Annotated in this window: 24 protein-coding genes, 1 tRNA gene and 1 pseudogene; 19 read left to right on the forward strand and 7 right to left on the reverse strand. The window is 73.0% G+C overall.

What is annotated here, in order from left to right; translation table 11 throughout:
- Positions 1-12: 12 nt before the first annotated feature.
- The 4 genes from PV343_RS20945 (at position 13) to PV343_RS20960 (ending at position 2,847) form a co-directional block, all read left to right on the forward strand.
- Positions 13-540: a helix-turn-helix domain-containing protein gene (locus PV343_RS20945; RefSeq protein ID WP_317447858.1), complete on the forward strand. Its 528-nt coding sequence runs from the start codon at positions 13-15 to the stop codon at positions 538-540.
- A 31-nt stretch (positions 541-571) separates the two neighbouring features.
- The gene (locus PV343_RS20950; protein ID WP_319148487.1) at positions 572-955 is read left to right on the forward strand and encodes a DUF6412 domain-containing protein; all 384 of its coding nucleotides are present in this window, start codon (positions 572-574) and stop codon (positions 953-955) included.
- A 127-nt stretch (positions 956-1,082) separates the two neighbouring features.
- On the forward strand, positions 1,083-1,799 hold the full coding sequence (locus PV343_RS20955; RefSeq protein WP_319148488.1) for a YidC/Oxa1 family membrane protein insertase: 717 nt from the start codon (positions 1,083-1,085) through the stop codon (positions 1,797-1,799).
- A gap of 190 nt (positions 1,800-1,989) precedes the next feature.
- A complete protein-coding gene (locus PV343_RS20960) occupies positions 1,990-2,847 on the forward strand; it encodes a fumarylacetoacetate hydrolase family protein (protein ID WP_319148489.1) in 858 nt (285 codons plus the stop codon).
- Between the two features lie 147 nt (positions 2,848-2,994).
- Here PV343_RS20960 and PV343_RS20965 read toward each other — a convergent pair whose 3' ends face one another.
- The 3 genes from PV343_RS20965 to PV343_RS20975 all read right to left on the reverse strand — a co-directional run bounded on the left by PV343_RS20965 (position 2,995) and on the right by PV343_RS20975 (position 5,549).
- Positions 2,995-3,879 (reverse strand): LLM class F420-dependent oxidoreductase, encoded by an 885-nt coding sequence (locus tag PV343_RS20965; RefSeq protein WP_319148490.1) that lies wholly within the window; start codon positions 3,877-3,879, stop codon positions 2,995-2,997.
- Between the two features lie 102 nt (positions 3,880-3,981).
- Positions 3,982-4,482, reverse strand: coding sequence for a heme-degrading domain-containing protein (locus tag PV343_RS20970; protein WP_319148491.1), 501 nt, complete (start codon positions 4,480-4,482; stop codon positions 3,982-3,984).
- On the reverse strand, positions 4,482-5,549 hold the full coding sequence (locus tag PV343_RS20975; protein WP_319148492.1) for a Gfo/Idh/MocA family oxidoreductase: 1,068 nt from the start codon (positions 5,547-5,549) through the stop codon (positions 4,482-4,484). The genes PV343_RS20970 and PV343_RS20975 overlap by 1 nt, the downstream gene beginning before the upstream one ends.
- Positions 5,550-5,597: 48 nt before the next feature.
- Between PV343_RS20975 and PV343_RS20980 the strand changes: the two genes are divergently transcribed.
- From PV343_RS20980 to PV343_RS21035, 12 genes and pseudogenes are all read left to right on the forward strand, one after another.
- Complete coding sequence (locus tag PV343_RS20980) at positions 5,598-6,734, forward strand: ROK family transcriptional regulator (protein WP_319148493.1); 1,137 nt, start codon at positions 5,598-5,600, stop codon at positions 6,732-6,734.
- A gap of 225 nt (positions 6,735-6,959) precedes the next feature.
- A complete protein-coding gene (locus PV343_RS20985) occupies positions 6,960-7,316 on the forward strand; it encodes a hypothetical protein (RefSeq protein WP_319148494.1) in 357 nt (118 codons plus the stop codon).
- Between the two features lie 74 nt (positions 7,317-7,390).
- Positions 7,391-7,756, forward strand: coding sequence for a hypothetical protein (locus PV343_RS20990; RefSeq protein WP_319148495.1), 366 nt, complete (start codon positions 7,391-7,393; stop codon positions 7,754-7,756).
- Between the two features lie 140 nt (positions 7,757-7,896).
- Positions 7,897-8,805, forward strand: a complete 909-nt coding sequence (locus tag PV343_RS20995; RefSeq protein WP_388237521.1) for a hypothetical protein — start codon at positions 7,897-7,899, stop codon at positions 8,803-8,805.
- Positions 8,806-9,168: 363 nt separating this feature from the next.
- Positions 9,169-9,924: a GntR family transcriptional regulator gene (locus PV343_RS21000; protein ID WP_319148497.1), complete on the forward strand. Its 756-nt coding sequence runs from the start codon at positions 9,169-9,171 to the stop codon at positions 9,922-9,924.
- 132 nt (positions 9,925-10,056) lie between these two features.
- Complete coding sequence (locus PV343_RS21005; RefSeq protein ID WP_319148498.1) at positions 10,057-11,181, forward strand: TIGR03364 family FAD-dependent oxidoreductase; 1,125 nt, start codon at positions 10,057-10,059, stop codon at positions 11,179-11,181.
- 8 nt (positions 11,182-11,189) lie between these two features.
- Positions 11,190-11,903, forward strand: coding sequence for a phosphonatase-like hydrolase (locus PV343_RS21010; RefSeq protein ID WP_319148500.1), 714 nt, complete (start codon positions 11,190-11,192; stop codon positions 11,901-11,903).
- 1 nt (position 11,904) lies between these two features.
- Positions 11,905-12,075: pseudogene (locus tag PV343_RS21015) on the forward strand (ATP-binding cassette domain-containing protein); the annotation flags it as partial.
- A gap of 278 nt (positions 12,076-12,353) precedes the next feature.
- A complete protein-coding gene (locus tag PV343_RS21020; protein WP_319148501.1) occupies positions 12,354-13,133 on the forward strand; it encodes an HAD-IIA family hydrolase in 780 nt (259 codons plus the stop codon).
- Between the two features lie 108 nt (positions 13,134-13,241).
- Positions 13,242-13,802, forward strand: a complete 561-nt coding sequence (locus PV343_RS21025) for a hypothetical protein (protein WP_319148502.1) — start codon at positions 13,242-13,244, stop codon at positions 13,800-13,802.
- A gap of 11 nt (positions 13,803-13,813) precedes the next feature.
- Positions 13,814-14,485: a class F sortase gene (locus PV343_RS21030; protein ID WP_319148503.1), complete on the forward strand. Its 672-nt coding sequence runs from the start codon at positions 13,814-13,816 to the stop codon at positions 14,483-14,485.
- Positions 14,486-14,563: 78 nt separating this feature from the next.
- Entirely contained in the window at positions 14,564-15,586 is a 1,023-nt protein-coding gene (locus PV343_RS21035; protein WP_319148504.1) for a glycoside hydrolase family 6 protein, read from the forward strand.
- An 82-nt stretch (positions 15,587-15,668) separates the two neighbouring features.
- Here the strand turns inward: PV343_RS21035 and PV343_RS21040 are convergent, their stop codons facing one another.
- From PV343_RS21040 to PV343_RS21055, 4 genes are all read right to left on the reverse strand, one after another.
- Positions 15,669-17,606 carry a kelch motif-containing protein gene (locus tag PV343_RS21040; RefSeq protein WP_319148505.1) on the reverse strand — a complete coding sequence of 646 codons (1,938 nt, stop codon included), beginning with the start codon at positions 17,604-17,606 and terminating at the stop codon, positions 15,669-15,671.
- Positions 17,603-19,609 carry a glycosyltransferase family 2 protein gene (locus PV343_RS21045; protein WP_319148506.1) on the reverse strand — a complete coding sequence of 669 codons (2,007 nt, stop codon included), beginning with the start codon at positions 19,607-19,609 and terminating at the stop codon, positions 17,603-17,605. The genes PV343_RS21040 and PV343_RS21045 overlap by 4 nt, the downstream gene beginning before the upstream one ends.
- 181 nt (positions 19,610-19,790) lie before the next feature.
- Positions 19,791-20,513, reverse strand: coding sequence for a FadR/GntR family transcriptional regulator (locus PV343_RS21050; protein WP_319148507.1), 723 nt, complete (start codon positions 20,511-20,513; stop codon positions 19,791-19,793).
- A gap of 109 nt (positions 20,514-20,622) precedes the next feature.
- A tRNA-Lys gene (locus PV343_RS21055) sits at positions 20,623-20,696 on the reverse strand.
- Between the two features lie 184 nt (positions 20,697-20,880).
- Here PV343_RS21055 and PV343_RS21060 point away from each other — a divergent pair.
- The 3 genes from PV343_RS21060 to PV343_RS21070 all read left to right on the forward strand — a co-directional run bounded on the left by PV343_RS21060 (position 20,881) and on the right by PV343_RS21070 (position 24,226).
- Positions 20,881-22,191 carry a peptidoglycan-binding protein gene (locus PV343_RS21060; protein ID WP_319148508.1) on the forward strand — a complete coding sequence of 437 codons (1,311 nt, stop codon included), beginning with the start codon at positions 20,881-20,883 and terminating at the stop codon, positions 22,189-22,191.
- Positions 22,192-22,314: 123 nt separating this feature from the next.
- The gene (locus PV343_RS21065; protein ID WP_319148509.1) at positions 22,315-23,454 is read left to right on the forward strand and encodes an SPFH domain-containing protein; all 1,140 of its coding nucleotides are present in this window, start codon (positions 22,315-22,317) and stop codon (positions 23,452-23,454) included.
- A 166-nt stretch (positions 23,455-23,620) separates the two neighbouring features.
- Entirely contained in the window at positions 23,621-24,226 is a 606-nt protein-coding gene (locus PV343_RS21070; RefSeq protein WP_319148510.1) for a lytic polysaccharide monooxygenase, read from the forward strand.
- Positions 24,227-24,341: the final 115 nt, after the last annotated feature.

The raw sequence follows: 24,341 nt of genomic DNA on the forward strand, positions 1-24,341 counted from the left end.
ACAGTGGACGGCATGGCACTGGGCAAGGACTACGCGACGCAGGAATGCTCGATCGCCCGCGCGCTGGAGGTCGTCGGGGAGCGGTGGACGCTCCTCGTCGTCCGGGACGCGCTCTACGGCGTCCGGCGCTACAACGACTTCCTCGTCCACCTCGGCATCCCGCGTGCCGTCCTCTCGGCCCGGCTGAAGGCGCTCACCGAGGAGGGGATCCTGGAGAAGCGGCGCTACCAGGAGGCGCCGCCGCGGGACGAGTACGTCGTCACCGAGCGCGGGGTCGCGCTGTGGCCCGCGCTGCGGGCGCTGGGACTGTGGGGCCGCGAGCACTTCCAGGAGGTCCAGCTGCGGGCCTTCCAGCACGCGCGGTGCGGCACCGAACTCGGTCCGTACGGCGAATGTCCTGCCTGTGGAACCGTCGTGCCCCCCGCGGACGTTGTTATGGTGCCGGGGCCGGGACTCGATCCCGATCCGGCGGATCCGGTCAGCAGGGCGCTGCTCAAGCCGAAGCGGCTCCTGGAGCCCCTGCACATCGATCCCGCGTAACGGTCACGAAGGTCCAGGGGAGGGGGAGGTCATGGTCCGCGGTCGCTCCGCCGTCGCGCGTCCCGGCGCCCCGCTGCTGGTCCTGGTGAGCCTGCTCCTGCTCCAGGCCGCGCTCCTCGACACCGGCAGCCTCTCCACCGCCGTCGCGCTCGCCGCGACCGCCGCCGCCGGTTCCGCGTTCGCCGCCTGCGTCCTGCTCGCCGCCCGCTCCGCACTCGCCGTGCCGCCCACCCGGGTGCGTACGGCGATACGCGACCGGGCCCGGCGTACGGCCTTCCTGCCGCAGCGCGACCCCGACGCCCCGGGGCGCCGCCGGCCCCGGGCACCCGGACACGCCCTCGCGACGACCCGCGCGCAGGGCACCGGCCGGTACAGCTACAGACACGCGACCCTCCCGACATGCTCGTCCGCATGATCGTCGGAGCGTGACCAGCCAGACGTGACCCCGCGCGGGTCGTCCTGCCGCATTGCCCCGCCGTCTCCCGTGAGCCGGCGGGGCCCCGCACACCGGCACGACGCACCCGTCACGAAGGGGTCCACCCATGTCCGTTTTCGCGCGCCTGGTCGAGCAGCTCGCCGACCTGCTCCAGCCGCTCTTCCACGCCTCCGCGGCCGCCGCCGCGATCGTCCTGTTCACCGCGCTGGTACGGCTCCTCGTCCATCCGCTCTCCCGGGCCGCCGCCCGCGGGCAGCGCGCCCGGGCCGCGCTCCAGCCGAGGATCGCCGAGCTGCGCGCGAAGCACGCCGGGGACCCCGGGCGGCTCCAGCAGGCGGTCCTCGAACTGCACGCCGAGGAGAAGGTCTCACCGCTCTCCGGCTGCCTGCCCAGCCTGCTCCAGATGCCCGCCTTCTTCCTCCTCTACCACCTCTTCTCCAGCTCCTCGGCGGGTGGCGGGGCCGGCGGGCTGCTGTCCCACCGGCTGTTCACCGCGCCGCTCGGCGGACGCTGGACCGACGCCCTCGCCGACGGCGGGGCGTTCGGGACCGCCGGGCTCGTCTACCTCGCGCTGTTCGCCCTCGTCGCCGCGGTCGCCGCCTTCAACTACCGGCGCACCCGGCTGATGACGGCGAAGAACCCGGCCCCGCTCGCGGTGACCGACGGGGAACAGGTGCCGGGCCTCGGCGCGGTCAACCGGCTCATGCCGTTCATGTCGTTCTTCACGCTCGTCACCGTCGCGGTGGTGCCGCTCGCGGCGGCACTGTACGTCGTCACCAGCACCACATGGAGTGCGGTGGAGCGGGCCGCCCTGTACCGCTGAGGAGCGAGGCCCTTCCCGACTGCGGGTGCGGGCCGCCCGGTACCGCCGACCCGCAGGCCGGGAGCGGGAGGGCAGTCCAGTACGTGAACACGGTATTGCGGAGTGGACGGCCGGATTGGAGGATCGACCAAGTCCGCTCCGTTGGCTGCACCCATCGGCCGGGCGTCCGCGATCGAGGGAGATTGTGACCATGAAGCTGCTGCGAGTCGGTCCCGCCGGGGCGGAGCGCCCCGCGTTGCTCGACGCCGACGGAACGCTCAGGGACCTGTCGGGACTCGTGGACGACATCGACGGGGTGCTGCTCGCCGACGCCGCCGCGCTCGGCCGGGTACGGGCGGCGGCCGAGGCCGGCGAACTGCCCGCCCTGGACGCCGCGGGGCTGCGCGTCGGGCCCCCGGTCGGCCGGATCGGCAAGGTCGTGTGCATCGGGCTCAACTACCACGACCACGCGCGGGAGACCGGGGCCGAGCCGCCCGCCGAGCCCGTGATCTTCTTCAAGGCCGCGGACACGGTCGTCGGACCGAACGACACCGTGCTGGTGCCGCGCGGGTCCACCAAGACCGACTGGGAGGTGGAGCTGGCCGTCGTCATCGGACGTACGGCCCGCTACCTGGAGTCGGCCGAGGAAGGGCTCGCGCACGTCGCCGGGTACGCGGTGGCGCACGACGTGTCCGAGCGGGAGTTCCAGATCGAGCGCGGCGGTACCTGGGACAAGGGGAAGAACTGCGAGACGTTCAACCCGCTGGGCCCGTGGCTGGTGACGGCCGACGAGGTCCCCGACCCGCAGCGGCTCCCGCTGCGGCTGTGGGTCAACGGCGAGCTGAAACAGGACGGGACGACCGCGGAGCAGATCTTCCCCGTGGGTGAAGTGGTGCGCTACGTCAGCCACTTCATGACCCTCTACCCCGGCGACGTCATCAACACCGGCACGCCCGCCGGGGTCGCCATGGGCCACCCGGACCCGAAGCCGTACCTGCGGGCCGGCGACGTGGTGGAACTGGAGGTCGAAGGCCTCGGCCGGCAGAGGCAGGAACTGAAGGACGCCTAGCGCTCCGCGGGGAGCGCCGGCAGCGGCCGCCGGGAGCGCAGGGAGCGTCGCCGGCAGCACCGTGGCGCCGGGAGACCGCTGAACGGCCGCCTGCCGCGCGGAGATCGCGGCCGGCCGGCCGTCCGGCTCCCGGCGCCTCCGCACTCCTCAGTCCAGCAGCGGCGCCAGCCTCCGCCACGCCTCGCGCGGCAGGCTCTCCCGTGAGCCGCCGTCCACCACCTGGATCGCCACATGGTCCGCGCCCGCCTCGTGGAAGGCGTTGAGGCGGGTGTGGATGCGGGTTTCGTCGCCCCAGGCGTACAGGGCGTCCACCAGGCGGTCGCTGCCGCCGTCGGAGAGGTCGTCCTCGGTGTAGCCGAGGCGGCGGAAGCTGTTGGTGTAGTTCGGGAGGGCGAGGTACATCGAGAGGTGTTCGCGGGCCAGGGCGCGGGCGGTGGCCGGGTCGGTCTCCAGGACGACCGCGAACTCCGGTGCCAGCAGCGGGGCCTCGCCCAGGATCTCGCGGGCCCGCGCGGTGTGCTCGGGGGTGACGAGGTAGGGGATCGCGCCCGCCGACCGGTCGCGGGAGAGCTCCAGGGTCTTCGGGCCCAGGGCCGCGAGCACCCGGCGCCCGGCCGGGACACCGGCCGTGTCCAGCGCGTCGAGGTAGGCGACCAGGGCGGAGTACGGACGCCGGTACTGGTCCGCCAGCTTGGCGTGGCTCACGCCGAGGCCGAGCAGGAAACGGCCCGGGTGGGCCGACTCCAGCTCGGCGAAGCCGGCCGCGCTCTCCTCGGCCTCGTACTGCCAGATGCTCTGGATGCTCGTGCCGACGACGAGCCGGGACGTCGCCTCCAGGAGCGGCGCGGCGTGCCGGGGTGCGCTGCTGCCGCCCAGCCAGGCGGCCCCGTAGCCGAGTTGCTCCAGTTCCGCGGCGGCCTCGGCGATGTCGCCGCGCCGGGCCGGGTCCTCCGCCCTGAGGCCCACGTTCCAGACGCCGTACCGGCCGATCGACTCCTTGACGGTGCGGGCGCTGTCCGTCGACTCGCTCATCGGGTCCCTTCCCTCCGGGTGGGTGTGGTGCCGTGATGGTCGTGCACACCGGTGCCAACCGGAGGGAGCCGCGCGGTAATCCGGCGGACGCCACTTTCGACACTACTTGCCGAGGAAACGCTCCAGCGCCTCCACGACGAACCGGTGGTCCTGGAGCTGGGGAAGCCCGGAGACCGTCACCGTGCCGATGACGCCCGCGTCCTCGACCCGGACCGGGAAGCAGCCGCCGTGCGCCGCGTAGGTGTCGGGGTCCAGCCGGGAGGACTCCTCGAAGGTCGTGCCCTTGGCGCGGAAGCGGGCGCCCACCAGGTAGGAGGAGGCGCCGTAGCGCTCCACCACCCGGCGCTTGCGGCCGATCCAGGCGTCGTTGTCCGGGGTGGAGCCGGGCAGGGCGGCGTGGAACAGCTGCTGTCCGCCGCGGTGGATGTCGACGGCGACCGGGGCCCGGCGCTCCCGGGCCAGCTCCACCAGGAGGGAGCCGAGGGCCCAGGCGTCGTCGTGGGTGAACCGGCCGAAGACCAGCCGGCGTTCCTGCTCTTCCAGTTCCTCCACGCTCGGGGTGATCTCGGGCGCGAACCGGGGGGTGATCTGCGGGTGGTGCATCAGAGGGTCACCGTCACCTTCTCGTGGGCGGACCGGCGGGCCGCCTCCAGCACGTCGAGGGCCGAGGCCGCCTCCAGGGCGGTCACCGGGTTGGGGCCGTCACCGGCCAGGGCGGCGGCCACGGCCGCGTAGTACGCGGGGTAGTCGCCGCGGAGGGTCGGCACGGGGTCGCCGCCGTCGGTCAGCGGGGACTGCCCGGCGCCGATCCTGCCCCACAGCGCCTCGGGCTCCGCGCCCCAGGCCGGGCCCGGCCGCAGCCCTTCGCGCAGCGCCGCCTCCTGCGGGTCGAGGCCGTGCTTCACATAGCCCGCCCGGGAGCCGAGCACCCGGAAGCGGGGGCCGAGCTGAGCGGTGGTGGAGGAGACGTACAGGTGGGAGCGGACGCCGCTCGCGTGGGTGAGCGCGATGAAGGTGTCGTCGTCGGTCTCGGCGCCGGCCCGGCGGACGACCGCCTCGGCGTACACCTCGGTGACCGGGCCGAACAGCACCAGGGCCTGGTCGACGACGTGGCTGCCGAGGTCGTAGAGCAGACCGCCGATCTCCGCCGGGTCGCCGGACTCGCGCCAGCCGCCCTTGGGCCGCGGGCGCCAGCGCTCGAAGCGGGACTCGAAGCGCCAGACGTCGCCCAGCGCGCCGTCCGCCACCAGCTTGCGCAGGGTCAGGAAGTCGTTGTCCCATCGGCGGTTCTGGAAGACCGACAGGAGCAGGCCGCGCTCCTCGGCCAGCGCGGCCAGCTCGCGCGCCTCCGCAGCCGTGCCCGCCACCGGCTTGTCCACGACCACCGGCAGGCCCGCTTTCAGGGCGGTGGTGGCGAGCGGGACGTGCGTCTTGTTCGGAGAGGCGATGACGACCAGGTCCAGCGCGTCGGCGCGGTCGAACAGCTCCTCGGGGGTGCCGGCGACGTGCACGTCCGGGAACTCGGCGCGGGCCTGCTCCTGCCGCTCGGGGTTCGAGGTCACCACGGTGTCCAGGGCGAGGCCCTCGGTGGCGGCGATCAGCGGCGCGTGGAAGACGGAGCCGGCCAGGCCGTAACCGATCAGGCCGATGCGGAGGGGGGTACCAGTCATGCGTCCTACTTTCGCAACGCTGTTGCCAAAGTGCAAGCGGTGGGGAGAATGGGTGGCGTGAACAGGACGAGAAGCGGTGGGCCGGTCGGGGCGAATCTGGTCGCGGTGCGCAGTCACAACGCCGCGCTGGTGCTGGACCTGCTGCGGACGGCGGGGGCCCCGGGCATCAGCCGCCTCGAGCTGGCCGAACGGACCGGGCTGACCCCACAGGCGGTCAGCAAGATCACCGCACGGCTGCGGGACGAGGGGTTCGCCGCCGAGGCCGGACGGCGGGCGTCCACCGGGGGCAAGCCGCGCACCGTGCTGCGCCTGGTCCCGGAGGCCGGACACGCGGTCGGGGTGCACCTGGACCGGGACGAGTTGCGGGCCGTGCTGGTGGACCTCGACGGGACCGTGGTCGGGCAGCGGCGCGGGCCGCTGGACCTCGGGGCGGGCGCCGAGGCCGTGCTGGGCGTCCTGGCCGGCGTCGTGGAGGAACTGGTGGCCGAGGTCCTGGGGGGCGACGGGCTCGCCACCGCGGGCTCGCTCCTCGGCGTCGGCGTCGCGCTGCCCGGACCGCTCGACCACGCGCGCGGGGTGCTGCACCGCGTCACCGGGTTCCCCGCGTGGGAGGGGTTCGCCCTGCGGGACACGCTGACCGGGCGGCTGGGGGTGCCGGTCGTGGTGGACAAGGACACCAACGCGGCCGCGCTGGGCCTTTCGGTCGCCGGTGAGGGCGGCTCCTTCGCGTACCTGCACCTCGGTACGGGGCTGGGGGCCGGACTGGTCATCGGCGGGCACGTGCACCGGGGTGCGCGGACCGGGGCCGGGGAGTTCGGGCACCAGGTGCTCCAGCTCGACGGGCCCGCGTGCGGGTGCGGCAACCGGGGGTGTGTGGAGGTGCTGTGCCTGTCGGCCGTGGGCCGTGGCGAGGTCGGCGAGGCGGCGCGGGTGCTGGGGGTCGGCGCCGGGAACCTGGTGGGGCTGCTGGACATCGACCTCGTGCTGCTCGGCGGGCGCACCGTCGCGGCGGCGCCGGACGCCTACGTCCGTGGCGTCGCGGACGTGCTCGACGCGCGGGCCCGGCGCGAGGGGGTGCCGGGCGGGACGGTGCCGGTACGGGTGGCTCCCGGCGGTGAGCGGCTCGTGGCGGAGGGGGCCGCGCAACTGCTGCTCGCTCCGCTGTTCGGGCGGTCGGACGCGTGAGGCCTCCGGCTGGAGCGGGCAGTGTTCTGCTGGGGCGGGAAGTCCCTGCTGTCGCGGGGAGTCTTCGGCTGTCGCGGCGGGGCCGGGAGGTGTGACATGCGCGCTGTGATGGGTTGTGCGCCCTTTGTTACGGTTCGACCGGGGTCCGGTGAGGAAGTCATCCATGGAGGGCGCCGGGGCTGGAGCGGGGTCGGCGCTCGTGATCGTCTCCGAGGAGGTCGCGGAGTGCGCTCGAACAAGGTGAATGCCGCAGCGGGACTGGTGGGTGCCGTCGTGCTGGGCCTCTCGGGGGCCGTGCCGGCCGTGGCCGCTCCGGACGGGGCCGCGCGTGCCGTGCGGTTCTGCGGAGTGGACCGGGTGACCGGGCTCGGCGTGTCGGCGGGACGGGACGTGCCCTGTACCGCGGCGCTGGGGGTGGCGGCCGCCTACACCCGGGTGTGGCAGCGCGCGGGCGGCGCGCCCGTCGACGTCCACACGGACGGGGCGACCTGGACCTGCCGGGAGCGGCGTGGTGATCCCGATCCGTACCAGGAGTGCCTGGACGTGAACGACGGCGGCCGGCGGGTCCTGCTCACGTCCTGAACCGGCGGTCCTGTCCCTGTCCCCGTCGCTGTCCCGCCCCGGTCATCCGCCGTATCGGTGATCCGGAGGTTGCCATGAGATACCTGCGTCCGGTGGCGGTTGCGGTGGTGGTTGCGGTGGCGGTCGCGTCCCTGGTCGCGCTTGCCCCGGCGGTTCAGGCCGCACCTGCGCTGGTGACCCAGGGTGCGCCCGTCTCCACGGCAGGGGTCGTGCCCGGATCGGCGGCAGGCGTCGTGCCCGCTCCTGCGCGGGACGCCTGCGGCAGGGCGCTGGCCGCCGCCGGGCGGGCTGAGCGCGAGTACGACCTCATGCGGCACCGGTTGCTGCGGATCATCGCGGGCGGCGGGCACCCGGACACCGCCCAGCGGCAGGCGCTCGCGGTCGCCGAAGCCGAGCGTGACATGTGGGCCGCGCACGCCCGGCGGCTGTGCGGTACCTGAGCGGGGGGCGGGCGCTGCGGCGGGGTGCGCTCTGAGGGTGTCGCTCGCCGGTGGGGCGATCGGCCGATCGGGCGGGCTTGTCCGCGTGCCCGGAGTGGCGGCGGCGGTACCCCGCCGTCAGCCGGGATGGTCATGTGTTTATGCGACTGTGCTCGTCCCTGTCCCTCTGCCTTGCCGCAGCCGCCCCACTCGTCCCGGTGTCGTCGCAGGCCGCGTACGCGGACTCGGCCCCTTCCTGCGCGGCGCCAGGCGACCGCGCGTTCCCGCTGACCACCCGCGTCCACGGCGGGCCCACGTCCTACGAGGCGGGCGGAGGCTACGGCACCTGGTACATCGACCTGACCAACACCACCGACCAGGTCTGCGCCGACATCCACCCGGTCGTCGTCCTCACCGACGACAAACGCGCCCTGAAGCCGTCCCAGGCCGAGCTGGACTTCTACGACGGCGCCCGCGCCCGGCCCGTCACCTTCGAGGAAACCGACGAACAGGAACTGGTCGGTGTGCTCGACGGCGAGGGCTTCGAGGGGTTCACCGTGGCGCCCGGCAAGACGGTCAGCGTCAAGGTCCGGCTCGCCCTGGCCTCCGACGCCGGTGCCGACGAGATCACCGCCAACGCCGCCGTCGTCCAGCGCCGTGGCGATGACGGCGACTGGGTGGGGGAGTCCAACGCCTACCGCTTCGGTGTCGGGCGGGACGGTACCGGTACGGGTGAGGAGGACCCGGAGGCGACACGGGAGCCGGGTGCCCCGGACGGCACAGGGGTGCCGGACGGCACGCGGGAGCCGAACTCGACGCAGGACCCGGGCGGCACCGAGGACCCGGGCGGTACGAGCGCCAGCCCGACCGGGGCCGCGTCCGCCACCCCGAGCGGCGCCGACCCGGACGGCACCTCGCTGCCGGTCGCCCAGGAGGCCGAGGAGGCCGGAGAGCGGGCCCGTGAGCTGGCCCGCACCGGACCAGGTCTCGCGCGCGGGGTAGTGGCGGCCACCACCGCACTGCTCGCCGTCGGCGGAGGCGCCTTCCTGCTGGCCCGTCGCCGCCGCTGAGGCGCGGGCCGCGGCCGGGAGCCGGGAGCCGCGCGGGGCGCCCGCCTGGCCGCGGGCACGAGTGCCCCGTCCGCCGGGCGGCCGTGCGCCGGGGCCGCTGCCCCTGGGCCGGCCGGCGGTGGGGCTGCCGCGCGTGCCACCGCCGGTCGGGGCCTGGACTGGCGCCCCTGACGCGCGCTGCGCCAGGCCGCCGGGCTGCCCCGGGCGCCATCCGGGCCGGCGGCCCCTCCGCCCCCCTGGCCCACGGCGCGCGCTGCGCCAGGCCGCCGGGCTGCCCCGGGCGCCATCCGGGCCCGCGCCCCTCCGCCCCTGGGCCCCGGGCCGCCCTCCGCCCGTCCTCCCCGCATCTGCGACGATCCCCCCGTGGACTACCCGAACGACCAGGCCCCCGGCGCCCCCGTCCGCTCCGGCATTCCGGAGCACGGGCGTATTCCGAAGTACTACGCGGTCAAGGCGCGCATCGCGGGGCTGCTGGAGGAGCTGGGGGAGGGCGGGGTCATCCCCACCGAGCGGGACCTCGCCGAGCGGTACGACGTGGCGCGGGAGACCGTGCGGCAGGCCGTGCGGGAGCTGGTGCTGGAGGGGCGGCTCAGGCGGCAGGGGCGGGGGACCGTCGTCGCCGGGCCCAAGCTGGCCCAGCCGCTCTCCCTGGCCAGCTACACCGAAGGGGTGCGCCGCCAGGGCCGTACCCCCGGCCGTACGCTCGTCACCCTCGACCGCTTCCCGTGCCCCGAGCCCCTCGCCGCCGAGACCGGGCTCACCCGGGGCGAGCCCGTCTGGCACCTGGAGCGCGTGCTGCTCGCCGACGACGAGCGGGTCGGCCTGGAGAGCACGTACGTCTCCGTCGAGCGCGTGCCCCGGCTGGACGCCGACTTCGATCCCGACTCGTCGTTCTACGGCTATCTCGAAGCCCAGGGAATCGCCTTCGGCGACGCCGACGAGCGCGTCGAGACCGTGCTCGCCACCCCCCGGGAGGCCCTGCTCATCGGCACCCCGCCCGCGCTGCCGATGCTGCTGATCCACCGTGTGTCGCGGGACACCGGGGGGCGGCCGCTGGAGCGGGTCCGGTCCCTGTACCGGGGTGACCGGTTCTCCTTCACCACCCACCTCGGACGCTGAGAGCACCCCCTGCCGCACCCCACGGTAAGGTCACGAAGGGGTAACGGGTCTAGCCCAGACGTGATGGGTGGTTCACGCTCTCGTAGTGAGCCGGATGTCTCCGGTTGCCTGATCGAGAGGAGCGTTGCCGCCGTGAGAGTGACAGTCGTCGGAGCCGGCGTGGTGGGCACCATGCACGCCTGGCAAGCACTGGAGCGCGGCCACAGGGTCGTCCAGATCGAGCGCGAGACCGAGGCGCGCGGCGCCTCGCTGCGCAACTTCGGGCAGATCTGGGTCAGCGGCCGCGCCGGTGGAGCAGAACTGGAAGCCGCCCTGCGGGCGCGGGAGCGGTGGGAGGAGATCGGCGCGCGTGTCCCGGCGCTGGGCTTCCGGGCCATCGGCTCGCTGACCCCCGTCCGCGGCCCCCTGGAACTCGCCGTGGCCGAGGCCGCCGTGGGCCGCCCGGACGCCGCGGCGCGCGGGTACAAGCTGCTCACCCCGGGCGAGGCCCGCGCGCTCAACCCCGCCCTGCGCGGCGAGTTCACCGCCGCCCTGTACTGCGAGCGGGACGCGGCCGTCGAGCCGCGCACCGCCCAGCTCGCCCTGCGCGAGGAACTGCTGAAGAACCCGGACTACACGTTCCTGCCGGGCCGCGAGGTGCGGGAGGTCACCGGCCCGGCGACGGTCCGCGACGACCACGGGGACGTGCACCACGCCGACGCGGTCGTCCTGTGCACCGGCGCCTGGCTCGGCGGCCTGGTCCGCGAGCTGGCCGGACCGGACCTGCCCGTGCGCCGCGTCCGCCTGCAGATGATGCAGACCGACCCGCTCGGCGAACCCCTGACCACCTCGGTCGCCGACGCCGACAGCTTCCGCTACTACCCGGCCTACGCCTCCCCCGCGCTCGACGAGCTGAACGCCCGGCAGCCGCAGGCCGAGACCGCCGCCGCCCACCGCATGCAGCTGCTCGTGGTGCAGCGCGCCGACGGCGGCCTGACCATCGGCGACACCCACGAGTACGAACACCCCTTCGCCTTCGACACCGTGGAGGAGCCCTACGAGCACCTCACCGGCGTCGTCGAGTCCCTGCTCGGCCGGCCGCTGCCGCGCGTGCGGCACCGCTGGGCCGGGGTGTACGCACAGTGCACCGAACCCGGCCGGGTCGTGCACCGCCAGCAGGTGCGCGAGGGGGTGTGGCTGGTCACCGGGCCCGGCGGGCGCGGCATGACCTGCTCGCCCGCGATAGCCGAAACCACCGCGAACGAACTGGGCTGGTGACCGATCCCATGACCACACCGACCACCGACATCCGCCTCGTCGTCCTCGACATGGCCGGCACCACCGTCGCCGACGGCGGCCTCGTCGAGCGCGCGTTCGCCGCGGCCGCCGCCGAACTCGGCGTCGAACCCGGCTCCGCCGAGCACGCCGAGCACCTCTCCTACGTCCGCGCCACCATGGGCGAGTCCAAGATCTCCGTCTTCCGGCACCTGTTCGGGGACGAGGACCGCGCCCGGCGGGCCAACGCCACCTTCGAGAAGGCGTACGGCGAACTCGTCGACGACGGCCTGATCGCCCCCGTCCCCGGGGCCCGTGAGGCCATCGGGGAGCTGGCCGGCGCCGGCCGTACCGTCGTCCTGACCACCGGCTTCGCCCGGGTCACCCAGGACGCCATCCTCGACGCCCTCGGCTGGCGCGACCTCGTACCGCTCACCCTGTGCCCGGCCGACGCCGGCGGCCGCGGGCGGCCCTACCCGGACATGGTCCTGGAGGCGTTCGTCCGGACGAAGGCGGCCGAGGACGTGCGGCAGGCCGCCGTCGTCGGGGACACCTCGTACGACGTGCTCAGCGGCGTCCGGGCGGGCGCGGGCCTGGTCGCGGGCGTGCGCACCGGGGCGCACGGGGACGACGCGCTCCGTGCCGCCGGCGCCACCCACGTCCTGGACTCCGTCGCGGGCCTGCCCGCGCTGCTCAGCCCCGCCGCGCCGACCGGAGACCGGTGAGATGGGCATCCGCTTCTACTCCGTCACCGTTGCCTACGACGGGAACGTCGTCCTCGACTCGCTCGACCTGACCGTCGAGCCGGGCGAGGTCAAGGCACTGCTCGGGCCGTCCGGCTCCGGCAAGACCACCGCGCTGCGGGCGGTCGCCGGGTTCGTACGGCCGGCGTACGGGGAGGACTGGAAGTCGGCCACCGGCAGCTGAGCCCTCCGGGGGTCGGCCTGTACCTTCGCCCCGCCGTCCGCGCGTGCACGCGCCGTCGTGGCCGGTCGCGCGGTTCCCCGCGCCCTTCGCGGGGGACGACCCGGGCGTCGGCCGGGCGGTCCTGGACTGTCGCCGCGGAAGCAGGTGATCGACGGGGTACGAATCACGCCGGCCTGATTAGGCTGGGGGCGTCGGTACGCCGTGGTTCCGGCTCCCCCGCCCGTACGTACGCCAGGAGACGCAAGCACATGGCAGACCGCAAGCCCATCGAGTCGTGGCTCACCGACATGGACGGTGTCCTGATCCACGAGGGTGTCCCGATCCCCGGCGCCGACGCCTTCCTGAAGAAGCTGCGCGACTCCGGGCGGCCCTTCCTGGTGCTCACCAACAACTCCATCTACACCGCGCGCGACCTGCACGCCCGGCTGCGCCGCATGGGCCTGGACGTGCCGGTCGACAACATCTGGACGTCCGCCCTGGCCACCGCCCAGTTCCTGGACGACCAGCGGCCCGGCGGCAGCGCCTACGTGATCGGCGAGGCGGGCCTGACCACCGCGCTGCACGACATCGGCTACATCCTCACCGACCACGAGCCCGACTTCGTGATCCTCGGCGAGACCCGCACGTACTCCTTCGAGGCCCTGACCAAGGCCGTCCGCCTGATCAACGACGGCGCCCGGTTCATCGCCACCAACCCCGACAACGTCGGCCCGTCCAACGAGGGCGACCTGCCCGCCACCGGCTCCGTCGCCGCCCTGATCACCGCCGCCACCGGCAAGAAGCCGTACTTCGTCGGCAAGCCGAACCCGCTGATGATGCGGGCCGGGCTGAACGCGATCGGTGCCCACTCCGAGACCTCCGCGATGATCGGCGACCGCATGGACACCGACGTCCTCGCCGGCCTGGAGGCCGGGATGCGCACGTTCCTCGTGCTCACCGGGGTCACCCAGCCCCACGAGGTCGACCGCTACCCGTTCCGCCCGTCCCAGGTCGTCGACTCCATCGCCGATCTGGTCGACCTCGTCTGACCTGCGGTTTCCAAACCCCGTCCCACCCGTTCGGAGTAATCGCGCGCCTCCCGAGGATGCGGAGGCGCGCGGTACGGGGGAGCCTCCCTTTATCTGGAGGTTTTCACGATGGGCTCAGCACGTCTCACTCTCTGTACCGGACTCCTGGCCGTCGCCGCGCTCACGCCGGCGGCGCACGCGGCCGACAACGACCGCGGAGTCACCGTGACCCCGTCCTCCCCGGCCCCGGGTGACGACGTGGCGCTGCAGGTGCGCGGCTGCACCGGGGCGCAGGCCACGGCCGCCTCGCCCGCCTTCGTCTCCGACGCGCGGCTGACCGGCCAGGGCGGCCAGAGCGCGATGGCGGGCCAGACCCGCATCCGCACCGCCCTCGAACCCGGCGCCTACGACGTGCGGATCAGCTGCGCCGACGTGGTGATGACCGGCACCATCACCGTCGTGGACAAAGGCGCCGGGCGGGCCGACGGGCAGGGCACCGCCCCGGACCCGGCCGCCTCGCCCGTGGCGCCGGTGCACGCGGGCGGCGGCGGCACCGCGCACTTCGCGACCGTCGCCACCGACGCGTCCGGACCCGACACCGCCCAGGGAGTGACCGGCCTGGCCCTCGCCGGGGTCGCCGCGGCCGCCGTCGGGCTGCGCAGGGCCCGCCGGAGCCACGGCACCGACTGAGCGCCGCCGACATGTCCGACGAACACGGGCGCGGCTCCGGCACCGGGCGCCTGGTCACCGGCCTGGCCTGGGCGGTGCTGCTGTTCGGGCTGTGGCTGTGGGGCCGCGGTGTGACCGCCGTGCCCGCGAGCCCGTCCGGCCCCACCACGGGCGACGTGGCCGGACTCGACCGGGCCGCGGGGACGCTCCCGCTGCCGCCCGCGGCCCGACCGCTCGGGGCCGCGGCGCCGCTGCGCGTGGACATCCCCGAACTGGCCGTGCAGGCACCGGTCGTGGCCCGCGGCCTGGACCGCGAGGGCGCAGTCGACCCGCCGCCGTTCGACCAGCCGGGAGTGGTCGGCTGGTACGGCTCCGGGACCGCGCCCGGCGCGGCGGGGGCGGCGCTGATGGTGGGCCACGTCGACACCGAGACCCGGCCCGCCGTCTTCTACAAGCTCAGCACCCTGAAGCCGGGCGAGACGGTCCGGGTGGTACGCGCGGACGGCAAGGTCGCCCACTTCACCATCGACGACGTGCGGGTGCTGCCCCGCGACGACTTCGACGCGCGGGTGGCCTACGGCCCCCGCCGGCCGGGCCGCGCCGAACTCCGCCTGATCACCTGCGGCGGCACCTTCGACCGGACGAGCCGCAGCTACACGGCCAACGTGGTGGTCTCGGCGTACCTCACCGGCACCGGTCCGTGAGCCCCCGTGCGACCTCGTGACCGGCCGTGCCGGTGTGCCACGATGGGCACTCGGAACGATGCGCCCAGGGGGAATCGCATGTACGACACCAGGGGTGCCCGGACTCCGGCACGGTCCCGGGCGTCCGCGCTGGTGCTGGGGGCGGCACTGCTGGCCGCCGGGTGCTCGTCCGGCGGCGGGGACCAGGACCCGGGTGCCCGGATCACGCAACAGCCCAAGTCCGCCGACCCGTTCTGGGTGAACCCGGACGGCAACGCGGCCCGCCAGGTCGCCGCCTACGAGAAGTCGGGTAAGAAGTCCCAGGCCGAGCAGATCCGGAAGATCGCCGAGCAGCCGGTGGGGGAGTGGATCGGCCCGGAGAACCCCGAGCAGGAGGCCCGCGGCTTCACCGAGGCCGCCCAGAAGTCCGACCGCACGGCCCTGCTGGTCCTCTACAACATCCCGCACCGCGACTGCGGGCAGTACTCCCAGGGCGGCGCGGCCGACGGCGACGCCTACCGCGCCTGGATCGACGGTGTCGCCCGGGGCATCGGTGACCGCCCGGCCACCGTCGTCCTCGAACCCGACGCCGTGCTCCACCTCGTCGACGGCTGCACCCCGGACGAGTTCCACGAGGAGCGCTACGCCCTGCTCAAGGACGCCGTCGGCAAGCTCAAGTCCCTGAAGCGCACCAAGGTCTACATGGACGCGGGCAACACCGGCTGGGGCCACCCCGACCAGATCTTCGAGCCCCTGCGGCGGGCGGGCGCGGACCAGGCCGACGGCTTCTCCGTCAACGTCGCCAACTTCTACTCCACCAAGGACTCCATCGCCTACGGCAAGCAGCTCTCGGCGAAGGTCGGCGGCAAGCACTTCGTCGTCGACACGAGCAGGAACGGCAAGGGCCCCTACACGCAGGGGGACCCGGCCGAGCGGTGGTGCAACCCGCCCGGCCGAGCCCTGGGCGAGACGCCGACGACGCGGACGGCGGACCCGGCCGTCGACGCCTATCTGTGGGTCAAGCGCCCCGGCGAGTCCGACGGCACCTGCAAGGGCGGTCCCAAGGCGGGAAGCTGGTGGCCCACCTACGCCTTGAAACTGGCACAGGGATCAACCCCCTGAAGGGGCGCGGGGAACTGCGCGACCAGCCACAACGCTCCCGCAGCCGCCGAACTGCCGCAGCCCCCGCCCCCTGGGCCCCGGCTCAAGGAACCCGCACCCACTGCGCCTCGGAGGGCGTCCCCCGCTCGTCGTCGACGAACAGCATGTACCACCCCGACTGCACCAGATTCCGGTTCTTCGGCACCTTCACGGTGACCTTGTCCCCGGACGTGGTGAAGTCCAGCGCGACGGACCGCTGGTCGACGTCCGTCACGTGCGTCGACGCGCTGGGCCGGATCAGCCGCACCTTCTTGATGCCGGCCGCCTGCTTCGAGGTGAACGTCCCCGAGGCGCCGCGGGCGATCGTCCGCGGACCACCGCCGAGCGTGGGACGGGACTGCCGGTACAGGTACGGCGGGGTGTAGATCTCGATGCGCTGCTCGAACTTGCCCGGCCTGGTGTTCGCCTTGTCCGCGTACAGGGAGTCGGACCCGAAGAACATCACCCGCCCGTCCGGCAGCAGGATCGACCCGGAGTGGTAGTTGCGGCCCACCAGCGGATCGGCGACCCGCGTGAAGCTGTTGCTGTCCGGGTGGTACATCCGCGCCTGAAGGATGTCGGAGTCGCCGCGCCCCCGGTAGTCCTCCGAGCCGCCGGACACCAGCACGGTGTCGTCGGGCAGGACCGAGGACTGCGGGTAGCGGGTGCCCTTCTCCAGCTCGGGTCCGTCGACGAACCGCGGGTCCTTCGCCTTCAGGTCGATCAACCGCGTCTTCCTGCTCGACTGCTTCGACTCACCGACCCCGCCGCCGCCGATCACCATGAACCTCTCGTCCTGGGCCGGAGGCAGCAGCACCGTCCCGGACGTCTCCAGCAGGTTCGGGTCGTCGAGCCCGGGCAGCTTGGTGAACGCGTTGGTGACGACGTCCCAGACACCGGGCTCGCGGCCCACGTCGTCCGGCCCGTACCCCGCGTTGGACCCCGAGTAGAAGATCTTCCCGTTCTGCATCAGGAACAGTGCCGGGTAGGTCGGGAACTGCCGGAGCTTGCTGGTGTAGGTCCACTTCCCGGTCTTCGGGTCGAAGATCTCGTTCTTGCCCGGGACCAGCTGGCCGATGTCGTCGAGGCCGGAGACGCTGAGCACCTTGCCGTCCGACAGGGTGGTGAGCGTCGGGTACCAGCGGGCCTCGTTCATCGGGTCGACCTTGATGTACCGCTCGGCGACCGGGTCGAACTCGAAGGCGTCGCGGATGCCCTGGAAGTCCTTCTTGTCGAGGGCGAGCTTCTGCGCGATGCCGTACGTGTTGCGGGCGGCGACGCCGGTCAGCCCCTGGATCCGGTAGTTGTCCTGGGTGCCGGTCTCGTACTCGGCGCCGCTTCGCTGCGCCTCGACGTAGATCCGGCCCAGCCCCGGGTCGTTGCGCAGGAACGCGCCGGTCGCCGGGTCGAAGACCTTCTTGGCGCGCGGGACGAGCACCGGGTCCCTGGAGACGAAGGTCCTGCCGTTGGTCTTGCCGCTGAACTTGGTCCCCGCGGGCAGCGTGATCGGCTTGTCCGGGTTCTCGTTGTGCACGATCATCAGGCCGCCGGCCTTGGTGACGTCGCCCTTCAGCTTCTCGTACCGCTTGGTGCCGCCGGCGATCAGCAGGTTGCCGTTGGCCAGCTGGGTGTGGCCGGTGCAGAACAGGTCCTTGGGCGTGGGGATCTTCTTGATCGTGCCCTTGACCGGGTCCCAGATCCGGGTGTCGAACTTCTTCTTGTCGAAGTTGTCCTGGTTGTTGCCCGAGCCCGCGACGAGCAGCACCTTGCCGGTGTGCAGGAGCGCCGCGTGGATGGTGTCCTGGCGGTACTCCGGGGGGAACTCGACGATGTCCCAGTGCCCGTTGGCGGCCTTGTACTCAGACTTGTTGATCTTGTACTGGTGGTACTGCTCGGTGCCGAAGCGGTAGAGCCACGGCCCGTTCATCCCGGCCAGCGCGACTACCACCGCCGTGCCTATCGCGAGTCGGCGAGCACGGCGGCGGCCGGCCTGGTCCTTCATTCCTTACGTCCCCCAAGTCCACCAAGGGCTGCCTGCATGGTGTGGTCGCCCTCCCCGGCCGGGCCGACCCAGGTGGGCCGCTGCCGGGGGGCGTGCGGCGCGCGGGCCGCGTACTGCGCGGGCACCGCGTCCTGCGGCTCGGCCGCGGCCGGTGCGGGCGCGCCCGGCGCGGCGGGCGCCCCTGGACCCGTCGCGTTCCCAGGCTTCTTTCTCGCCTGCCGCAGCTCGTGGCGCCAGACGAAGATGGGGAAGGCCGTGATGAGCATGGCGAACGCGGCCCACGTCACCATCGCCGGGTGGGAGTGCCCGAGGACGAACCCGGCGAGGACCGAGGCGCCGAAGACCCCGATGAAGTACCAGTGGTAGCGGAAGGTGGCGAACCAGGTGTCCGGGCTCGCCGAGTCGCCCTTCGGCGTGACCACGAACTTGCTCTTGCGGCGCAGCACGGAGTCGATCAGCGCCTTCGCGTACAGCGGCGCGGACAGGGCCGACATCACCATGCCGGCCACACCGCCGGAGCCCTCCGGCTCGTGCGGGGAGACGTTGTGCCGCCGGTTCCAGATGTACAGGCCGATCTGGAGCGCCGAGGCGTTGCCGTACAGCATCAGCCACACGGTCGGGTCGATGTTCACACCCGAGGCGCCCAGGCCCAGGAACAGCGCGCAACTCAGCGCCGCCAGGATCCAGTTGAGGGCGGACATCGGGTAGAAGATGATCATCATGGTGTAGTTGAAGAGCTTCGCCGGCGGCAGCGAGTACCAGCCCTTCCAGTACTGCTTGAGGATCGTCTCGTAGGTGCCCCGCGACCAGCGCATCTGCTGGGTGAAGAAGTCCGTCCAGGCGGCGGGGCCCTCGCCTACCGCGAGCACGTCGGGGGTGTAGACCGACTTCCACTTGCGGCCGGTGGCCGGGTTCTTCGCCCGGTGCATCTCGAACCCGGTCGCCATGTCCTCGGTGATCGAGTCGTACAGGCCGCCGATCTGCTTGAGTGCCTTGATCCGCACGGCGTTCGAGGTGCCGACGAACATCGGGCTGCCGTAGCGGTTGCCGGCCCGCTGGATGAGGGCGTGGAACAGGAACTGCTGCGACTCGGCCGCCTTGGTGACGAAGTTGTCGTAATTGCCGTACACCTGCGGGCCGATGACGAAGCCGACGTCGGGGTCGCGGAAGAAACCGAGCATCCGCTCCAGGTAGTTGGGCAGCGGCACGTGGTCGGTGTCGACGGAGGCGAAGAAGTCGTAGCCGTCGCCGTGCGCCTCCAGCCAGGCGTTGTAGTTGCCGTGCTTGGTCTTGGCGCGGTGCGGGCCCTTGGCCTGGTTCCACCTGGCGACCCCTTTGCGGGAGAAGTGGTGGACGCCGAGCCGGGCGCAGACCTCCTTGACGGCCGGATCGTCGCCCTCGTCCAGCAGCCACACGTGCATCAGGCCGCGGTGGCGCAGCCTGACCGCCGCCTCCAGGGTCTTCGTCACCATCTCCAGCGGCTCCTTGCCGGGCACGAAGGAGGTGAGGAAGGCGACCCGGGTGCCGGTCTCCGGCACCACCGGGACCGGGTCGCGGGCGACCAGGGTGGCGTGCGCGTTCGACAGCACGTTCAGGCAGCGGAAGAACTCGATCAGGCCGATGGCGACCAGCATGACGACGTCCAGCGCGGGCAGGAAGTCGTAGGCGGGGTAGTCGCGTTCGGTCCAGTGCTCCGGCTGGAGCAGCCAGAAGAGCAGCACGAGGGACAGCACGGGGGCGGCGCCCAGCATGAGGGCGGCCCGTATCCGGTGCGGCTCCTGCGAGAGGAGCGACCGGTACTGCACCTGGTACGGCTTGTCCGGGGCGGGCTGGGTGAGGGGACCCGCGAGCCGGCTGTAGTGCTCGTAGTCGTATCTCGGCAGGCTCTTCCTGATCCGGCGGAGCTGCCCCGTCTGCTGCGTCACCGCTCGGAGCTGGGTGGTCCGGGACGGGTCGTCGGGCTGTTCGTGGCTCTGCCGGGCGCCCGTCGGCGTCGACGTCATGAGTCATTCCCCCCACACGCGAGTCACCGCGTGTTCGTCGGTCTTCTCGCCCGTTCCGGGGGTCCCCTCGGCCGTCACGGGCGGATCAGTGGTGGGTCAGGGTCACCACGTCTTTGCACACTCTATAGACATGGGATCTTGCTCTTCCGGTTGCACGATGCTCCCCTCGGCATCGATCCCGTCAGACCCGTTCATCGTGGCGCGGGTGGTGCTCGGGGGTCCCCGGCGTGCCGGTGGGGGCGAGGCGGGCACGGATGTTGCCGAAGTGGTCCCTTATGGCCTCCTCCGCCCGCACCGAGTCGCCGGACCGGACGGCGTCCAGGATCTCGCGGTGCTGGCGGCAGGTGACCCGCGGGTCCTGCGGCACCTCCACCAGGTCCCGCTGGACGCGGTGGAAGGCGTCCCAGAACGCCTCCAGCACCTCGCTCAGCAGCACGTTGTCCAGCCCCCGGTAGAGGGTGGCGTGAAACGCGCGGTCGGTCTCGGCGAGGCCGCGCCCCTCGGCGGCCTCCCGTTCCATACGGCTCACGAGGGCGTCCAGTTCAACGAGGTCCGCCTCGGGCAGCCGCCCGGCCAGCCGCGAGACCAGTCCCGTCTCGACCGCCTCGCGCAGCTCCAGCAACTGGAGCAGGGAGTCCTCGCCCCGGTAGTGCCCGGCGACCGTGCGGAACGCGAGCCCCTCGATCATGGGTGCGAACGACATCGAGCCGACGTAGGTCCCGAACCCGTGCCTGATCTCCACGATGCCCATCGCCTGCAGCGCCTTCAGGGCCTCCCGCACCGAGTTCCGGCTCGCCCCGAGGAACTCCATCAGCTCGGGCTCGGTCGGCAGCGGGGCGCCCGAGGGCAGCCGTCGGTCGACGATGAGCTTCTTGATCCGCTCTTGAAGGTCCCGGGCTGCCATGGCCAGAGGGTATCCGGCCAAACAGGCAATGGGTGCGGCGCGGCGGGCGGAAACAGAGATGGCGAGCCAGGACCGCGTGTTCCGCGGACGTGGCTCGCCATCGTCATCGTGCGCCGCCAGGGACTCGAACCCCGGACCCGCTGATTAAGAGTCAGCTGCTCTAACCAACTGAGCTAGCGGCGCCTGCTGACGGGAAAACTCTACATGAGCTGGAGGGGTGCTCCGGACCACGCGTGCCGGGGTCCCCGATCCGGAGCACGCGCGGTACATCATTCGGACCGTCAACATGCGTGCCCGGACGCCGGTTGTGAAACTGATCAATGTGCACACCCGCGGACACATCCACCCCGTATGTGAGGCAGATCGCATGACCGCTCCGCTGTTCGAGGAAGTCGACCCCGTGAACGGCTGCGACTGCCCCGGCTGCGTCCACGGGCGGCGGACGAGCGCTCGTCCGCCGTCCGGCCGTTTCGGCGGCCGTCCGGCGACCCGGGGGATCGTGACGGTGGCCGCGGCCTCGGCCGCCGCCCTCGGCGCGATCCCGCAGGCCGCCGCCCTCGGCGCCACCGCCCCCACCCCACCCGCGCCCGGCACCGCCGGCGCGTCCGACGCCACGCCGCAGACCCCGCAGGGCGCCCGGTCCCCGCTGCACGGCCCGGCCGGCAAACCCGCCCAGCCCGCGGCCACCCCGACCCCGGCCACCACCCGGGACGAGATCATCAAGCGGGCCAAGGTCTGGGTGACCGCGAAGGTGCCGTACAGCATGAGCGCGTACTGGTCCGACGGCTACCGTCAGGACTGCTCCGGCTACGTGTCCATGGCCTGGGGGCTGACCTCCAACGAGTGGACCGGCAGCCTCGCCCAGTTCGGCGTGAAGATCACCAAGGGCGAACTGCAGCCCGGCGACATCCTGCTCTTCCACAACCCGGACAACCCCGAGGCCGGCTCCCATGTCGTGATCTTCGGCGGCTGGACGGACCACACGCACAACGAGTACACGGTCTACGAGCAGACGCCCCCGCACGCCCGCAGCCGGCCCACCCCGTACCCGTACTGGAGCAACGGCAGCAAGTACGTGCCCTACCGGTACAAGGGCCTGACCACCGGGAGCGCGGGCGGGCAGGCCGCCGGCGGGAAGTCGGCCACGCCGTTCCCGGGCACCGCCTACTTCGGCCCCGGCGCGAACAACAAGCACGTCACCGAGCTGGGCCGAATGCTGGTGGCACGGGGCGCCGGTTCCTTCTACACCAGCGGCCCCGGCCCGGTCTGGGGCGAGGCGGACCGCCGGGCCACCCAGGCCTTCCAGCGGGCCCAGGGCTGGACGGGCGCCGACGCCGACGGGCGGCCCGGCCCGGGCACCTGGAACCTGCTCGTCACCGGCCGGGGCAGGAGCATCCCGGGCAGCACCACCACGCCCGGCTCGCCCGCCTCGCACGGCGTGCCCGGCTTCCCCGGCCGGACGTACTTCCGTCCGGGCGCGGAGAACGACTACGTCACCCGGCTGGGGCAGCAGCTCGTGAAGAAAGGGTTCGGCAGGTTCTACGCCACCGGGCCGGGGCCGCGCTGGGGCGACGCCGACCGGCGGGCCGTCGAGGCGTTCCAGCGCAGCCTGGGCTGGCGCGGCGGGGCGGCGGACGGCTATCCGGGCCCGGAGACCTGGCGCCGGCTGTTCGCCTAGCCGCGCCTCCAGTCGCCTTCTCCCCACTCCCCTCTCTTCTTCTCTTCTTCTCCTCTGTCTTCTCCTCTCTCTTCATCTCTCTTTGACCGTCATGACGCGTCTGGCGCGGAGGCTGGAGCACGCATGAGTACGACCACGTCACACACGGCCGGGTTCGAGGAACAACCGGAGGGCGCGGCCTGCGCGGGCGGCACGGCCATCCGTCCGGCCCGGCTGATCCACAACGAGGCGACCACCGAGATCCCCGTCCACCTGTTGTTCCGCGACGACCCCGAGCCGGTGTCGGTGCCGCTGAAGCCCGCCGTGGTGGCCCGCAGACGGGGCACCGGTGAGCAGCCGCGCCTCGGGCGCCCGGCCCCGGTCGCCGGCCGGCCGGCCCCATGCGTCGACCCCGGACTGGTGGAGCGTCCGGCGCGGGTGCTGCCCGGTCTCGCCGGGGTGCTGGCCGGCGTGGGCGGCGTCGCCGGGTGCCTGGCGACGTCGTGGTGGGCGGGGGTGCTGCCGCCCTTCGCGGTGGACGCGCTGCGCCTGCCGGGGTACGGCGGCGCGGGGCTCGGCCCGGCGCAGTGGGCGGCGTACGCGGGAGCGGGGGCGCTCGGCGCGCTCGGCTTCGGCGGGCTCGCCCGGGGACGGACCGGGCAGGCCCGGCTGCTCGGGCTGTTCGGCCGCTACCGGGGGACGGTCCGGCGCACCGGCCTGCTGTGGATGAACCCGCTGGTGGCCCGCCACCGGGTCGACGTGCGGCTGCGGCACTGGCGCAGCGAGGCGATGCCGGCGACGGACGGCAACGGGGTGGCGCTGCGAGTGGTGGTGCTGGTCGTGTGGCGGGTGCGGGACACCGCCCGTGCCGTGCTCGGCATCGACGACCACGAGACGTATCTGCGGGAATGCGTCGAGGCCGCGCTGGCCCGGGTGGCGGTGGACCCGCCGGGCGGCCCGCGGGGCGGAGTGGCGGCGGCCGGTGAGGCGCTGACCCGGCTGGTGGCGGCGGAGGCGGGGCCGATCGGCCTGGAGGTGTTCTCGGTGCGTCCGCTCCGGGTGGAGTACGCGCCCGAGGTCGCCGCCTCGATGCACCGCCGGCAGATCGCCGCGCTGGACGCCCGGGAGCGGTCCGGCATGCTCAACTCGGTCGTGGACTCGGTGGAGGACACGGTGACCCGGCTGACCATGCGCGGGCTCGTCGAACTGGACGACTACGAGCGCAAGGTGCTGGTGCGGGACCTGACGGTGGCGTTCTGCTCGGGCCGCAGGGAGCCGACCTGAGGGGCGCCGGGGATCGCCCCGTCCGCGTTGTGGACACGCTCAACTAACGCCCATACATTGGAACTTGGTCTAGACCTAGTGCCCCGCCTCGTTCGCGGCGGGGGACGGCACCGCACCGCACCGCACAGCCCAGTGAACATCCCCCACGTTCTCCAGGAGCGGCAGCATGCGCACCAAGACCAAGTTGTCCGCGGCCGTGCTGGGCCTGGCGACCGCCGGAGCCTTCGTGCTCTCCTCCGGCGGCGCCAGCGGGCACGGCTACACCGACCTCCCCATCAGCAGACAGAAGCTCTGCCAGAACGGCACCGTGGCGAACTGCGGCGACATCCAGTGGGAGCCGCAGAGCGTCGAGGGCCCCAAGGGCTTCCCGGCCGCCGGTCCCGCCGACGGCCAGATCTGCAACGGCGGTGTCAGCCGGTTCGCCCAGCTCAGCTCGCCGAAGACGCCGTCCGGCGCGGCCTGGCCCACCACCCGGGTGACCGGCGGCCAGTCGTACACCTTCCGCTGGCAGTTCACGGCCATGCACGCCACGACGGACTTCAAGTACTACGTCACCAAGCCGGGCTGGAACCAGAACCACGCACTGTCCCGCTCGGACATCAACCTCACCCCGTTCCTGACGGTGCCGTACAACGGACAGCGGCCGCCGGCCACCCTCAGCCACAGCGGCACCCTGCCGTCCGGCCTGAGCGGTCACCACGTCATCGTCGCGGTGTGGACGATCGCCGACACGGGCAACGCGTTCTACGCCTGCTCGGACGTCACCTTCTGACCCTTCCGAGCGGCGCGTCACAGCTCGGAAACTGAGGTTCCCTTGAGGGCGGCCGTGCGCCCCGCCGGATACATTCCGGGCCACGCCGGTCTTCCGGAGCGGCGTACCGACCTCG

It is taken from the genome of Streptomyces sp. WI03-4A, from assembly GCF_033792105.1.
Taxonomy (GTDB): Bacteria; Actinomycetota; Actinomycetes; order Streptomycetales; family Streptomycetaceae; genus Streptomyces; species Streptomyces collinus_A.

Coding starts and splice junctions, on each gene's coding strand:
- PV343_RS21065 (WP_319148509.1), top strand. CDS start 22,315: ATGAGTACGACCACGTCACACACGGCCGGGTTCGAGGAACAACCGGAG.
- PV343_RS21040 (WP_319148505.1), bottom strand. CDS start 17,606: ATGAAGGACCAGGCCGGCCGCCGCCGTGCTCGCCGACTCGCGATAGGC.
- PV343_RS20950 (WP_319148487.1), top strand. CDS start 572: ATGGTCCGCGGTCGCTCCGCCGTCGCGCGTCCCGGCGCCCCGCTGCTG.
- PV343_RS20980 (WP_319148493.1), top strand. CDS start 5,598: ATGGGTGGCGTGAACAGGACGAGAAGCGGTGGGCCGGTCGGGGCGAAT.
- PV343_RS20965 (WP_319148490.1), bottom strand. CDS start 3,879: ATGAGCGAGTCGACGGACAGCGCCCGCACCGTCAAGGAGTCGATCGGC.
- PV343_RS20970 (WP_319148491.1), bottom strand. CDS start 4,482: ATGCACCACCCGCAGATCACCCCCCGGTTCGCGCCCGAGATCACCCCG.
- PV343_RS20945 (WP_317447858.1), top strand. CDS start 13: ATGGCACTGGGCAAGGACTACGCGACGCAGGAATGCTCGATCGCCCGC.
- PV343_RS21050 (WP_319148507.1), bottom strand. CDS start 20,513: ATGGCAGCCCGGGACCTTCAAGAGCGGATCAAGAAGCTCATCGTCGAC.
- PV343_RS21070 (WP_319148510.1), top strand. CDS start 23,621: ATGCGCACCAAGACCAAGTTGTCCGCGGCCGTGCTGGGCCTGGCGACC.
- PV343_RS20955 (WP_319148488.1), top strand. CDS start 1,083: ATGTCCGTTTTCGCGCGCCTGGTCGAGCAGCTCGCCGACCTGCTCCAG.
- PV343_RS21020 (WP_319148501.1), top strand. CDS start 12,354: ATGGCAGACCGCAAGCCCATCGAGTCGTGGCTCACCGACATGGACGGT.
- PV343_RS20990 (WP_319148495.1), top strand. CDS start 7,391: ATGAGATACCTGCGTCCGGTGGCGGTTGCGGTGGTGGTTGCGGTGGCG.
- PV343_RS21030 (WP_319148503.1), top strand. CDS start 13,814: ATGTCCGACGAACACGGGCGCGGCTCCGGCACCGGGCGCCTGGTCACC.
- PV343_RS21060 (WP_319148508.1), top strand. CDS start 20,881: ATGACCGCTCCGCTGTTCGAGGAAGTCGACCCCGTGAACGGCTGCGAC.
- PV343_RS20975 (WP_319148492.1), bottom strand. CDS start 5,549: ATGACTGGTACCCCCCTCCGCATCGGCCTGATCGGTTACGGCCTGGCC.
- PV343_RS20995 (WP_388237521.1), top strand. CDS start 7,897: ATGCGACTGTGCTCGTCCCTGTCCCTCTGCCTTGCCGCAGCCGCCCCA.
- PV343_RS20960 (WP_319148489.1), top strand. CDS start 1,990: ATGAAGCTGCTGCGAGTCGGTCCCGCCGGGGCGGAGCGCCCCGCGTTG.
- PV343_RS21010 (WP_319148500.1), top strand. CDS start 11,190: ATGACCACACCGACCACCGACATCCGCCTCGTCGTCCTCGACATGGCC.
- PV343_RS21025 (WP_319148502.1), top strand. CDS start 13,242: ATGGGCTCAGCACGTCTCACTCTCTGTACCGGACTCCTGGCCGTCGCC.
- PV343_RS21045 (WP_319148506.1), bottom strand. CDS start 19,609: ATGACGTCGACGCCGACGGGCGCCCGGCAGAGCCACGAACAGCCCGAC.
- PV343_RS21035 (WP_319148504.1), top strand. CDS start 14,564: ATGTACGACACCAGGGGTGCCCGGACTCCGGCACGGTCCCGGGCGTCC.